Source organism: Pseudomonas sp. 21LCFQ02 (assembly GCF_024129895.2).
Taxonomy (GTDB): domain Bacteria; phylum Pseudomonadota; class Gammaproteobacteria; order Pseudomonadales; family Pseudomonadaceae; genus Aquipseudomonas.
Genome location: NZ_CM178749.1, coordinates 5,599,491 through 5,612,594 on the forward strand (window position 1 = coordinate 5,599,491; position 13,104 = coordinate 5,612,594).

A 13,104-nucleotide genomic window follows, 5' to 3' on the forward strand; every position below is an offset into this window, starting at 1 on the left:
CCTTAACCGCCGAAGCTGGAGCGGCTGCTGCTCTTGCCACTCCAGCCGCTGCGGGCACTGGCCTGGCTGCCGAAACCGCCACGCGACACGGTGGACGACACCGACGAGCCACTGCCAAGGCTGCGGCCCAGCGTGCTCTTGCTGTAGGTCTTATCGGTGCTGTAACGGGCCTGGGTCGAGCGGCTGAAGGTCTTGCCGCGGTCGATATGGGTATAGAGCGAAGAGTTGTAGTAACCGCCGCGATCATCGCGGCCCATGTACACCGGCTGCGCGTAATAGCGGCCACTGTTGCCGAAGCCGTTGCTGAGCAGGTTGCCAATCAGCAACCCGGTAAGGAAGTTGCTGGTCGCGCCGGGGTTGGACTGGATGATCTGCTGGTTGGTCTGGTCCAGCACCTCTTTGGGCACGTTGCCGGCGAACGACAGCTCGAAACCGCCGAGTTTTGGCGAGTATTTGCCGTCGCTGCCAACCTGGCAGTAGTCCGGCACGAAATCTGCTTCGCAGGAGGCCTGGTCGTCGTAGGTCGGGGCAATGCGCCGGTGATCGGTCAACGCCTCCATGAACGAGTTGGAACAGACCTCGATCGGCACCTTGGCGTCGGTGCATTCCTGCACGGTCTTGAAGGTGGTCTTGGTGGTGAAGTTCGGCTCATCATCCGATGACCCGCAGGCACTCAGGGCCAGCGGCAAGGTACTGACCAGCACGAGCTTGACTGAACTGCGTCTCATGATCGCTCCCCCGGCTCAGTTCGACGGTGTCATGCAGGCCGCGTTGAGCATGCCGACACTGACCGCGACACTGGCGGCGTAGATGGCCGCGGCCATCTCGCCCTTGGCAATGCGTGCCGACAGGCCCTTGAGCACCAGGCTGGTGGCACCGAACGCCAGCAACTGGACCACTGCCGCAATCAACGCCCAGACCACCACGTCCAGAATATTGATGCTGTAGGCGATGACGTTACTGGCGGGCAAGGCGAAACCGATCAACGAACCGCCCAGGGCCAGGGCCGCTGCGCTGTTGTTGTCGCGGATCAGGACAAACTCTTTGTGCGGGGTCACCCGGCTGTAGATGAACTGGAACACCGCGAACAGTAGAGCGGCGACCAGAATATAGAGAATGAAGCCGAACACCGCCTGGGCATCGAGCGACATACGCAACGCGTCGAGCATGAAGATTTCCTTTTCTTTTATAGAACGTTGATGTCTGTAGAAAGCAGCGTCACACCGACCGCCGTTGTAAGGGTAATGTTCCCTTGCTCGTCTTCTTCCACCGAGAACAGCAAAAACTCACGGCGGTCGATCAGGCCGGTTTCCCGCGCATAGAGCATGCTCAGGTGTTTGACGCGGTAGGCAGTGTCAGGACTGACGACGTTCTCGTCCATAGGCGTGAGTTCGGTCTGACCGGTCTCGGTGCCCCATTGGCGCTCGAACACTTCGCCTTCATGCTCATAGGTCGGCAGGCCGATTTTCGAATCCGGCCCGGTCAGGCGCAGCAGCTCGTCACGGCTGTTGATCGGCGTCGCGCTGTAATAGCCGAACAGCACGATATCCTGAATGTCCTCAGGCAACGGCCCGTTGCTGAGGATCTGCAGAAAGTAGTCTTCATCGTCGAGATAGAAGCGGCGCAGCACCATGGCCTGGCCCAGATCGATCTCCCCCACCGCCCAGACCTTTTCATCGCCCGGCAGCACAACATAGCTGTGGCCATCGAGCAGCAGTTTCAGGGAAGAGTCCAGACACAACATGCCACCGCTGCGCAGCCCCAGCGGACTGGAGGCACTGGCAGCCGTGTTTTTCGGCAGGGGCGCTTCCAGGCCCATGACTCGCTTGAACCAGCTCATAATGCGTTTCCTTGAAGCCGAGTGGATGCAATGTAGAAAATTTCACCGCCCTCGATACGCAGATCGTTGGCGGGGTTGAGTTCGAAATGGCTGCCCTGCGGCGCCCGATAACCGATCAGGGTGGCGTTGAATTCCTGGCGCAGGCGGATATAAAGCTCGCCGCAGGTGATGCTGAAACCGGGCGACAACACATGACGGAACTGGGTTGCGCCTTCACCGATGCACAGCAGTTCGTTGATTACGGTGCTCGAACCCGGATCCTGGGCCGAACGCACCAGCATCTCGATGGCCATGTTGGAGGTGCATTCCAGTTCCGGGGCATAGCTTCTGGCCAGGGCGGCGCGTTCAGAGTTGTCAAAATGGGCAACCACATGACCGGCAGGCTCGAGTTTTTTCAGGGTCAGGACAATCGCCAGGGTCAGGCTGTCGGAGCGGGTGTGCACCAGAATCCGTTCAGCGCCACGAACCCCGGCGCGTAACAGCACCGCCGGCGAATCGAGCGAATCGCCCTTGATGAATGAGGCATGGCCTGGCATCGGATTTTCAGTGATCAGCGAATCGCAGATCACCAGCCCGCCGCTGCGGGTGCGGCAGTCCTGGCTGAGCAGTTCGACAATCCGCTCGCTGGCATCACCGTCCCAGCCGACCAGCACGGTATGGCCGCTTAGTGCTGAACAATCGCCCTGCCCTTTCATGTTGCGTCTCCAGATATCGCCAACCGACGTCGACGCCTTGCCAATCACTGTGGTCAGTAACGCAATCCCGCCGAGCATGATCCAGGTACTGGTAATCAGCTTGCCGGCAGCAGACTTGGGTGACAGGTCGCCGTAGCCCACGGTGGTGGCCGTGGTCAGGTAAAAATAGGTGAAATCCAGCCCGCTCAGCAGATGCTCTTCAGCGGCCAGGGCCAGCAACAGGTAAGACAGCAAGTAGTGACCGAGCAAAAACATGCCGATTCCGGCCCAGCCGAAACGCTCGAAAAAAGCAGACACATGACGCCTGAGCAACAGCAACACCATCATTGGCGCAATCCATTTATCAGAACCCGGTATGTTTCAGCGGCTCGGTCGCCACCATCGCCCTTACTCAGACCTTGCCTTGCCCGGCATGCAGTAGCCTGGCTGCGAAGATTCCTGCCAGCGCACCGCCGATATGTGACTCGAACGATACCCCCGGTGACGGCAGAAAACCCAGCACCAGACCGCTATAACCGGCCAGAGCGATCAGCGCCACCAGCAGGCTGGCGAAGCTGCGTTGATACCAGACCCTGGCCAGCAGATAGGTCCACAGGCCGAAAATCAGGCCACTGGCGCCAACGTGCAGGCTGGTACGGCCAAACACCCAGACCAGACCGCCGCCAAACAGGCAGACCAGTATCACCACCCAGGCATAGCGCTTGACACCCTCGGTCGCCACCAGCCAACTGAGCACCAGAAACGGCAGCAGATTGCTGAGCAGGTGGGCGAAGGATCCATGCAGCAGTGGCGCCAGGGCAATGCCCTGCAAGCCTGAAAGATGACGCGGCAGGATACCGTGGCCCACCAGGCTATAGCCACTGGCCGCGTTGTAGATCTGTACGGCGAGCATCAGCGCCGCCAGACCGAGAATAACGCGAAGTCGGGTCGAGAATGCCAAGCGGTCTTCCTTGTCTATGGCGTTGCGGCTTGATAAGCGTTCGCCCGCCGCGCTGTCGCGCAGCAGACACAGAACCCGGTAGGAGCAGCTTCAGCTGCGAAGCCTGCGCAACTGAAGCCGGTACTGTTAGCTGCCGCCTGTTACTGAGGTGTCTGGCGAGCCTTCAAACGCGCCAGTACATCGTCGGCACCGCTGCTGCTGGCGCCGATGCCGGCTTCCTGCAGACGGCGCTCCAGATCACCGCCATTGGACTGGCTGGCCAGTTCTTCGGCGGCTTCAAGCTTGGCGTCCTGCTCGTCCTGGCGTTGCTTGAGACGGGCCAGCGAACCGACGGCGGTCTCGACCGCGCCATTGGCGCCACCGGTGGCATTGGCGGTGGCGACACGGGCACGCTGCACGGTTTCCCGGGCCTTGGCCATCTCGACCTGCTGCTTGAGGCCGCGAATCCGCGCCTCAGACTTGACCACCTGCTCTTGCAGCAGCGCAGCCTGCTTGCCGAACTGGTCGGCCAGGGCTTTTTCCTGATCACGCTGGGCCTCGATCTCGGCGATCTTCGCCGCGCACTCGACGGCCAGGCTTTCTTCGCCCTTGTTGAGGGCTTGCAGGGCACGGTTTTCCCAATTGGCGATATTGGTGCCATGTTCTTCAAGGCGCTGCGCAGAAAGCTTGTGCTTGGCCTTGATACCGATCAGACCTTCACGAGCCTTGGCCAGTGCGTTGTCAGCGTCGCGGATTTCCTGGTCGAGAATCCGCAGGGCGTTGGCGTCGATGAGTGCCTCACCGGCTTCTGATGCGCCACCGCGCACGGCAGTGACCAGTTTTTTCCAGATGCTTGTCGTCATGAGTGTTCTCCTGCCAAAACCGCTATTCAGTCGATGAAGTGATCTTCGAAAGCTTCTGCCGCACGAATCACGTTGTCGGCCAGCGTCAGCACTTCCTGGACGATCACGGTCAGGCTGGAAGCGGCACTCAATGCGCCGAACAGGCAGTAGACTTCCTGGCCGTCGGCCAGACGCTCGATACCCACCGCCGACAGCGGGAACAGGTCACGGCTGCGCAGCACGATGTCGTTGAAGGCTGCGGTGTCCTTGACCCGGCTGACTTCGATCAGGGTGGTATCGGCGAGGATCTGCTCGCCAACCACGGCCAGATAGACCGGCAGGTCGCCGAACTCCTTGAGGATCAGACGGATACCGGTTTCGGCACCGTCGGTGAGGGACAGGTCGATCTGCCCCAGGCTGACCAGCTCAAGCTCGGCCAGCGATTGATGCAACGAGCTGATGGTCCAGTGGGTGTTCCCGGTCATGAAATCCTCCAGATTGATTCGTTTACCGAGGTAGGGCTGTCGCAAAGCTTTTTCGATACCGCGCAGGGCATCGACGTTTTCAGGACGGATCCAGAACTCACGTTTGACCAGACCCGCGTCCTTGAGGCGTTGGCGCATTTCGCGCATGTAGTCGGTCGAGCTTTTCAAGCTCTTGCCCTGTTCAGCAGTGGTTGCGCCCCCGGTCTTGCGAGGCATAGGCACGGCTCCCTGGATTGGTTGTGGCAATGGAGGTGAACGCTATCAGATACCCAGGCCGAACAAAAGCCTCACATGTGAGGATTTTTGTAGAATGTTTCATCGTGCTTATTCGGCCACTGACAAACGCAGCCACGTCAGTTAGAAGCACCATGCCTGCGATAAAAAAAGGCGCTATCGACCATGGCCGATAGCGCCCCTTCTCCAGCGAGAACCCTGCTTAAACCAGGCTCTTGCTCACCACCTCAAAGACATCAGCCGACAACTCACCGCTGCTGCGGATACGCTCAAGCTCGGCCTTCATCAGCGCCTGACGGGCGCTGTCGTACTTGCGCCAGCGGGTCAGCGGCGCCAGCTGCCGCGAGGCGATCTGCGGGTTGAAGCCGTTGAGTTCGATGACGATGTCGGCCAGAAAGCGGTAGCCCGAACCATCGGCGGCATGGAAGTTGATCAGGTTCTGGCCGGCGAAAGCACCGATCAGGGCACGGACCTTGTTCGGGTTCTTGATGTTGAATGCCTTGTGCTGCATCAACTCGCGGACCCGTGCCAGGCCACCCGGCAAGGTGCTGCCTGCCTGAACACTGAACCACTGGTCCATGACCAGCGGGTTGTCCTTGAAGTGTTCGGCGAATACCGCCAGTGCCTGGGCGCGCTCCTGTTCGAACGGCGAGTTGACCAGCACCGCCAGCGCGGTCAGGCGCTCGGTCATGTTGTCACTGCTGTCGAACTGGTCGATGGCCGCCGCCAGCACTTCAGGCTTGCCGCTGAGCATCAGGTACGACAGGACAATGTTCTGCAGCGCACGGCGAGCGAAGTGCTCAGCCTCGGCGATGTAGGCGGTGTTGCGCGACACTTCGCGGTTGGCCTGGTAACGCGCCCAGAGGCTGTCGGACAGGTTGTCGGCGATGGCTTTACGGGCAAACTCGCGAGCGGCATGAATGGCATCGACGTCGGCGACCTGGCTGATTTCGGTGAGGTACGCCTCACCCGGCAGCGACAGCATCTCGGCAACCATCGCCTGATCCAGGGTCTCGTCAGCCAGTACCGTGCCCAGTGCAGTCAGCAGCCGCTGATCGAGTACCAGTGGCTGGCCGGCCTGATGCTGACCGATCAACTCTTGCAACACCTGCACCGCCAGTTGCTGGCCCGCTTCCCAACGGTTGAAGCCATCGCTGTCGTGCTGCATCAGGAACATCAACTGGTCGCGGCTGTACGGGAAGCTCATCTTGACCGGGGCCGAGAAACCGCGCAGCAGCGATGGCAACGGCTTGGCAGGCACGTCAACGAAGCTGAACGTCTGCTCGGCCTCGGTCACCGAAATGACCCGGCTGGAGCCTTGCGCAGCGGCTTCGCCACTCAGGCGCAGGGCGATTTCGTTGCCCTGCTCATCGAGCAGACCCAAGGCCACGGGAATCACGAACGGCAGTTTTTCCTGCTTGTCCGGGGTGATCGGGCAGCTCTGCCGGAAGGTCAGGCTGTAGGTGCCGGCAGCGCTGTCATAGGCTTCGCTGACGTCCAGGCGCGGGGTACCGGCCTGGCTGTACCAGCGTTTGAACTGGGTCAGGTCGACGCCGTTGGCATCTTCCATGGCCTTGATGAAGTCGTCACAGGTCACCGCCTGGCCGTCATGGCGCTCGAAGTACAGGTCACTGCCTTTACGGAAGCCCTCGGCACCCAGCAGGGTGTGGAGCATGCCGACCACTTCCGAGCCCTTCTCGTACACGGTCAGGGTGTAGAAGTTGGAGATCTCGATAAAGCTGTCCGGGCGCACCGGGTGCGACATGGGGCCTGCATCTTCGGCAAACTGGTGAGTACGCAGGTAGGCGACGTCCTGGATGCGCTTGACCGTGGCGGAGTTCATGTCGGCCGAGAAACCGGCGTCGCGAAACACCGTGAAGCCTTCCTTGAGCGAGAGCTGGAACCAGTCGCGGCAGGTCACGCGGTTGCCCGACCAGTTATGGAAGTATTCGTGGGCTACGATCGCCTCGACCCGCTGGTGCGCGGCATCGGTGGCGGTTTCAGCGCGGGCCAGCACGGCGCTGGAGTTGAAGATATTGAGGCCCTTGTTCTCCATGGCGCCCATGTTGAAGTCGTTGACCGCAACGATCATGAAGATGTCCAGATCGTACTCGCGGCCATAGACCTCTTCGTCCCAGCGCATGGACTTCTTCAGGCTGTCCATGGCGTGCTGGCATTTGTCGACGTTTTCGGGTTCGACATAAATGCGCAGGGTGACTTCACGCTGGCTGCGGGTGGTGAAGGTATCTTCAATGCACCACAGGTCACCGGCCACCAGGGCGAACAGGTAGGCCGGTTTCTTGAACGGGTCTTCCCAGGTTGCCCAATGGCGGTCGCCGTCCTGGCCGCTGGCAATCGGGTTGCCGTTGGACAGCAGGACCGGATAGCGCTGCTTGTCGCCGCTGACCGTGGTGGTGAAGCTGCTCATCACATCCGGGCGGTCGAGGTAATAGGTGATCTTGCGAAAGCCTTCGGCCTCACACTGGGTACAGAACATGCCGCTGGACTTGTACAGGCCTTCCAGTGCGGTGTTGGTTTCCGGGTGGATGCGCACCGTGCTGTCGACCGTGAAGCTGGCGCTGGACGGCTGCAGGGTCAGGTGGCTGTCGGTGAGTTGGTAATCGGCCGGTTGCAGCTCGCGGTCATCGAGTTGCAGCGACACCAGCTCCAGTTGCTGGCCATCGAGCACCAATGCCGGCAAGCCAGCGCCGCGCTCGGGGTTGCGGCGCATCACCAGTTGCGCATGCACCAGGGTGTGGTCCTCGAACAGCTCGAAAGTCAGGTGCGTCTCGTCGATGAGATACTCGGGCGCCTGATAGTCCTTGAGGTAGATCACTTGCGGTTGTTCAGTGCGCATGCGCGAATCCTTTTTACTGGAGCACGGCCAGTTGATAGGCCGTGTACTTGCGGATATTGATGACGCCGGTGTCGAAAATCAGGTACTGGCCCTTGATACCCAGCAGCGTGCCTTCGGCGATCGGGTTCTTGTCCAGGTTGAAGCTGACGATCTTGGTCGGGTAGGCCTCGACCGGGTAGCGAAACTCCAGCGGTTCGACATCGTGCAGCATCTGGATGGCCTGCAGGCCGAAGCGTTCCTGCAACCCCGCCAGCCCCTCGGCGCACTTGTCGAACAGTTCGTCGCGGATCGCGACAAGGTCCACCGGCAGCGCCTCACCCTTGAGCAGTTCGCGCCAGTTGGTGCGGTCGGCAACGTGGCTGCGCAGCAGGTCTTCGACAAAGCCCGATTGCTGCCGGGTGGCGACGCGCAGGATCGGCAGCGCCTGGCTGGCGCCCTGGTCGAGCCAGCGGGTCGGCAGCTGAGTGGCGCGGGTAATCCCGACCTTGACCCCTGAGGAGTTGGCCAGATAGACAATGTGATCGGTCATACAGAACTGCTCGCCCCATGAAGGCTCGCGGCAGGTGCCCTCATGGTGATGGCACTTTTCCGGGCTCATGATGCATACGTCGCACTGCGCCAGCTTCTGCATGCACGGGTAGCAGTAACCCTGGCTGTAGCTGGTTTTGGTCTTGCGCCCGCAATGGCTGCAGTGAATCGCGCCCAGGTATTCCAGACGCAGGCTCTGGCCAATCAGCGGATTGACGGCAATCTCGCTGTCGCCCAGCCGAAAGGCATATTGCACAAACGGCGCGTCAGCCTGACGCACCGCCATCTTGTTGACGGAACCGCGACCCAATTCAATCAATGGATGGCATCCGACTTGAACAGGATGTTGGGCACAGGTGCCGACTTCGACGCGCATTCTTGCGGGCCCATGTAGCCGGTGCGCTGCTCTTCGGGCAGGTTTTGCGCTTCCCAGGCGATCAGCGCCTGCAGCGACAGCTCGCGCTGTTCCTGGGTCAGTTTGCGGCCATCGGACCATTTGCCGATTTCGACAGCCAGCTTGAGGCTCTCGTAGATATCGGGGGTGATGTTTTCAATCATTTCCATAAAAGAGGACATGGCGTACTCCAGAAGACAGCCGGGAAGTTTAGGCTTTTCGGCGCGCGATCGCACCCCCTGCGAGTCCCGTGACACAACCGATGATCAAGCCGCCGACATGTGCACCGTTGGCGATCTCGCCGAAGCCAAGCACACTCACCAGCCCCGACAGGCATAGCAGCAGCCAGACCAGCATCATCACCAGCACGCCCCGCGGCAGACGGTAGATCGGGTTGGGCGCCAGCCACTGGAACAGCCAGCAGTGCCCCAGCAGACCATAGAGCACGCCCGACAGGCCGCCGAATAAAGTCGGGCCACCGAAATAATACTGCACCGCGTTGGAGAACGCGGCGAACACCAGGGTCAGCAACAGCAATTGCCAGCCGCCCTGGCGCAGTTCGATGCGCCGCCCCAGTTCCCAGTACCACAGGCTGTTCATGGCCAGGTGCAGGACACCGAAGTGGATCAGCATCGGTGAGACGATCCGCCACCACTGCCCGGCGGCCAGGCTGTCGGCCAGCGGCACGAACATGGCGTACTCGCCCTGCACCCGGAAGTCGAGAAAGGTCAGCCAGCGCACCGCGTCCAGGTTTTCACCGAGCATGGTCAGGCCCGCCACCACCAGGGTCGCGAGCAACACCAACACGGTGAACGGCACCTGCCTTGCCTGTTGGGCAAGACCGGGACGAGCCAGCGCTGCACCCTGACTGTCCGGCGGCGGCTGATAGGCGTCATTGCCCTCGGGGAAACGCTCGTACAGCTCGCGAACCTCGTCGACCAATTGCGGGTTACCCGGCACCCACAGCACCTGCTCGCCAGCCTCCTCGGCCACCCGGTGCGGCACATTCAGGCGCCGCAGCAGGCTGACAAAACCACTCAGGTCGGTGGACAGCGGCAGGCGCAAAACAGCGACAGGGCTCATGACTTCAACTCCGGGCGGTGCACATCAACCCAGACGAATTTTTCCGGGTCGATTGAAGTTTCCTGGTCCAGCCGATAGGCCACCAGCTTGCCGTACAGCACGGCGCTGTAATCCAGACAGGCCAGATTGGGCCGGATCGGCGCCGGCACACCGCTGCGCCAGTAGTGACCGACAAACAGCAGCGGCTCGTCGCTGCCATAGCGCAGCAAAGCATTTTTGTCAGTGGTTGACAGTGGCGTCTTGGCCACCCCTTCGGGCAGCGCATCGGGCTGGAAGACCACATCACCATAGGTCTGCGGGTCATCCTCCCAGAACTTGGTACGGAAGAACTCGCGGGTCAGGCCATCGCCGCCGGTGAGGGTCAGGCCGTGCGGCAGACGCATGTCGGTGCCGCGCAGCAAACGATTGAAAACGTTGCTGGCAAAGCTGCCAGGCGTGGCGCTGGCCTGGATGAACTGTTGGTTGATCAACCCGTTGCCATGCAGGCCACGCAGCGGCTCAATCAGGTTAGGGTCCCAGCAGGCATGCACGGCGCGAAAGCGTCCGGCATCAATGAACAACGGCAACTCATAAAGCCAGTCGATGAACTCGCGCCACTCCTGCGGGTACTGCTCAAACTGGGCCAGGGTTTCAGCGATGAGCCGCTCGTGACGCGGGGTGTGCTCACGGACGAACTTCTGGCCGGTGTGGGCCGGCGCTGGCGTCACCCAGCCCAGCACGTTGAATTCGTGGTTACCCATGATGCACAGCGCCTGCCCGGCCTGGACCATGTCGCGCACGATATGCAGCGCTTCGCGAATCCGTGGGCCGCGGTCGACGATATCGCCCAGAAACAATGCCATACGCCGTGGATGACGCCATACGCCGGCCTCGCGGCGATAGCCCATCTGCTCCAGCAGCGCCTCAAGGGTCTGGGCGCACCCGTGCACGTCACCGATCAGATCAAAGCCACGCGCCGGATCGATCATCAGTCGTCTCCTCGCCCACCGAGGCGGCTGCCCCAGCCGAGCTTGGTCCGGCAGACTTCGTAGTAGTTGTGATCCAGCGGGTGAATCAGGCGCAGCTTCTTGGGCTTTTTGCGCACCGTGATGGTGTCGCCCGGCGCGCAAGTGAAATGGTTTTGCCCGTCACAGGACACCTGCGGGTAGATGGTCATGTCTTTGGCCACAACGATCTTCAGCTCGCTGTTGCCATCGACCACGATGGGCCGCCCGGACAGGGTGTGCGGGTACATCGGCACAATGACAATGGCGTCGAGTTTGGGGTGCATGATCGGGCCGCCGGCCGACAGCGCGTAGGCGGTAGAGCCGGTCGGGGTCGCGACGATCAGGCCGTCGGCCTTCTGGCTGCAGACGAACTGGCCATCGATGTAGATTTCAAACTCGATCATCCGGGTTGATTTGCCGGGGTGCAGCACGACATCGTTAAGCGCATCGCCCTGACCGATGCTTTCGCCGTGACGACGCGCTTCGGCTTCGAGCAGAAAACGGTTTTCGACCAGATAGTGACCGTCGAGGACTTCTGCGACTTTCAATTCCAGTTCGTCGGGGCGGATATCGGTGAGAAAGCCCAGGTTGCCGCGGTTGATGCCCAGTACCGGGACATTGTGGCGGGCCAGGGCGCGGGCGGCGCCGAGCAGGCTGCCGTCGCCACCGACGACAATGACCAGGTCGCAGACTTCGCCGAGCATTTTGCGTGAGGACGTTTGCAGGCCATGACCGGGCAGCACCTCGGCGATGGTGTCTTCGAGAATGACGTGCAGGTGGCGGTCCAACAGGAACCTCTTGAGCCGGCGCACCGTTTCCAGCACCTGGGCGCTGCCCAGACGGCCGATGATGCCGATATTACGAAAGTGCTCCATGAGGCTCCTGCTAAGTCTGCGAAACGGCGTTATGAGCGCGATTATGGCGAAACGCCCGGCGGGCGGCAAACCGGGGGTGGGTCGGGTGCGGTTCCGGGCATTGCCTGGCACCCGAACGCCCGCCTTCGATCTACCTTGCAGGACCTGCCGGGTGGCGATCCGCCTTAGCCGTAATACTGTTCATTTAGGTACTGCATGCCCTGGTGGGAGCGAGCTAGCTCGCGAAGAGGCCAGTAAAAACACTACATCTGCTGTGAATGTGCCGCCGTCTTCGCCAGCAGAGCTGCCTCCCACCGGTCTAATTGAACAGTATTGGCTTTAGCCGTGAAGGCCATCCAACATTAACCTGATTAATCAATGGCCTTTTTTGATGCCTTACCTTGTCACTGCGCCAGCGCTATTCTTGCTGCATGACACCTTTCCCTTCTCTCTGCGGTCTGCCCCGCCAGTTGCGCCATCCCGAGGTGCGTGATCTGGCCTGGGTGATGCTTGCTCCGCCGATGCTGGCCGAGGCGCCTTGGGTGCAGCGTCATCCGCTCAGCGGCAGCGATTGGGTGGCGGCCCCCGAACAGTTGCGTGACTGGCTGCTGGCGCTCGATCACCACCCGGCTTCGCTGGTCCAGTGGCTGGAGCAGGCGTCGACGCGCCGGCTGGGGCGTTACTACGAGCGACTCTGGCAATACGCAGTGCTGCAGGCTCCGGGTGTCGAGTTGCTGGCGGCCAATCTGCCGGTGCGCCAGCAGGGCCAGACCTTGGGCGAGCTGGACATGCTGCTGCGTGACCGCGACGGGGTGCATCATGTCGAGTTGGCGATCAAGCTGTATCTGGGCCCGCAAGACGGTAACGGCCGTGACCCGGCGCAGTGGCTGGGGCCCAGTGCCCATGACCGGCTGGACCGCAAGCTGCGCCATGTAAGCCTGCATCAATTGCCGATGTCGTCACGCCCGGAGGGCCGCGCAACCCTGGCCGGGCTGGGAGTCGAGGCGTTCAGTGCCGAGCTGTGGCTGGGTGGCTATCTGCTGTACCCCTGGCCCGGCCATGCGCAGCCGCCCGACGGCGCCCATGACCAGCATCTCAAAGGGCTTTGGCTCCATCAGCGCGACTGGCCAGCGTTTGTCGCCGCCAGCCGCCCCGGCCGCTGGCAACCGCTGCCTCGCCACGCCTGGCTGGCGCCGGCACGTTATCAGGACGCCTGGAGCGAGGCGCAATTGCAAGACTGGCTGGCAAAGCTTGAGCCACTGGCCCCGGCGCAATTGCTGGTGCGCCTGGAGCCAGACGCCGAGGGCGGCTGGCAGGAAGCCGAGCGGCTGTTTCTGGTGGCCGATGCCTGGCCTGATCTGCCCGACACCGGCCGCTGACCCGCCGC

The 13,104-nt window shown here is 61.6% G+C and carries 14 protein-coding genes; 1 reads left to right on the plus strand and 13 read right to left on the minus strand.

What is annotated here, in order from left to right; all coding sequences use genetic code 11:
- Positions 1-2: 2 nt before the first annotated feature.
- The 13 genes from NJC40_RS25285 to NJC40_RS25345 form a co-directional block, all read right to left on the minus strand.
- Positions 3-728: a DUF1190 domain-containing protein gene (locus NJC40_RS25285; protein ID WP_045493458.1), complete on the minus strand. Its 726-nt coding sequence runs from the start codon at positions 726-728 to the stop codon at positions 3-5.
- A 15-nt stretch (positions 729-743) separates the two neighbouring features.
- A complete protein-coding gene (locus NJC40_RS25290) occupies positions 744-1,169 on the minus strand; it encodes a DUF350 domain-containing protein (protein WP_045493460.1) in 426 nt (141 codons plus the stop codon).
- 17 nt (positions 1,170-1,186) lie between these two features.
- Positions 1,187-1,840 (minus strand): DUF2491 family protein, encoded by a 654-nt coding sequence (locus tag NJC40_RS25295; RefSeq protein WP_045493462.1) that lies wholly within the window; start codon positions 1,838-1,840, stop codon positions 1,187-1,189.
- Positions 1,837-2,862 carry an ion channel gene (locus tag NJC40_RS25300; protein WP_253117277.1) on the minus strand — a complete coding sequence of 342 codons (1,026 nt, stop codon included), beginning with the start codon at positions 2,860-2,862 and terminating at the stop codon, positions 1,837-1,839. Before NJC40_RS25300 ends, NJC40_RS25295 begins: the two co-directional genes overlap by 4 nt.
- A gap of 64 nt (positions 2,863-2,926) precedes the next feature.
- A complete protein-coding gene (locus tag NJC40_RS25305; protein WP_045493464.1) occupies positions 2,927-3,475 on the minus strand; it encodes a rhomboid family intramembrane serine protease in 549 nt (182 codons plus the stop codon).
- Positions 3,476-3,615: 140 nt separating this feature from the next.
- Positions 3,616-4,317 (minus strand): PspA/IM30 family protein, encoded by a 702-nt coding sequence (locus NJC40_RS25310; protein ID WP_253141502.1) that lies wholly within the window; start codon positions 4,315-4,317, stop codon positions 3,616-3,618.
- Positions 4,318-4,343: 26 nt separating this feature from the next.
- Positions 4,344-4,997, minus strand: coding sequence for a YjfI family protein (locus NJC40_RS25315; protein WP_045493470.1), 654 nt, complete (start codon positions 4,995-4,997; stop codon positions 4,344-4,346).
- A 220-nt stretch (positions 4,998-5,217) separates the two neighbouring features.
- The gene (gene pepN / locus NJC40_RS25320) at positions 5,218-7,872 is read right to left on the minus strand and encodes an aminopeptidase N (protein WP_253141504.1); all 2,655 of its coding nucleotides are present in this window, start codon (positions 7,870-7,872) and stop codon (positions 5,218-5,220) included.
- 13 nt (positions 7,873-7,885) lie between these two features.
- Entirely contained in the window at positions 7,886-8,719 is an 834-nt protein-coding gene (locus tag NJC40_RS25325; RefSeq protein ID WP_045493479.1) for a DUF2797 domain-containing protein, read from the minus strand.
- Positions 8,716-8,976 carry a YeaC family protein gene (locus NJC40_RS25330; protein ID WP_045493480.1) on the minus strand — a complete coding sequence of 87 codons (261 nt, stop codon included), beginning with the start codon at positions 8,974-8,976 and terminating at the stop codon, positions 8,716-8,718. Before NJC40_RS25330 ends, NJC40_RS25325 begins: the two co-directional genes overlap by 4 nt.
- 28 nt (positions 8,977-9,004) lie before the next feature.
- A complete protein-coding gene (locus NJC40_RS25335; protein ID WP_045493481.1) occupies positions 9,005-9,877 on the minus strand; it encodes a rhomboid family intramembrane serine protease in 873 nt (290 codons plus the stop codon).
- Positions 9,874-10,845, minus strand: a complete 972-nt coding sequence (locus NJC40_RS25340) for a metallophosphoesterase (protein WP_045493482.1) — start codon at positions 10,843-10,845, stop codon at positions 9,874-9,876. The genes NJC40_RS25335 and NJC40_RS25340 overlap by 4 nt, the downstream gene beginning before the upstream one ends.
- Entirely contained in the window at positions 10,845-11,738 is an 894-nt protein-coding gene (locus NJC40_RS25345) for an NAD(+) kinase (protein WP_045493483.1), read from the minus strand. The genes NJC40_RS25340 and NJC40_RS25345 overlap by 1 nt, the downstream gene beginning before the upstream one ends.
- Positions 11,739-12,148: 410 nt before the next feature.
- Between NJC40_RS25345 and NJC40_RS25350 the strand changes: the two genes are divergently transcribed.
- The gene (locus NJC40_RS25350) at positions 12,149-13,096 is read left to right on the plus strand and encodes a DUF1853 family protein (RefSeq protein ID WP_253141506.1); all 948 of its coding nucleotides are present in this window, start codon (positions 12,149-12,151) and stop codon (positions 13,094-13,096) included.
- The last annotated feature ends 8 nt before the right edge of the window (positions 13,097-13,104 follow it).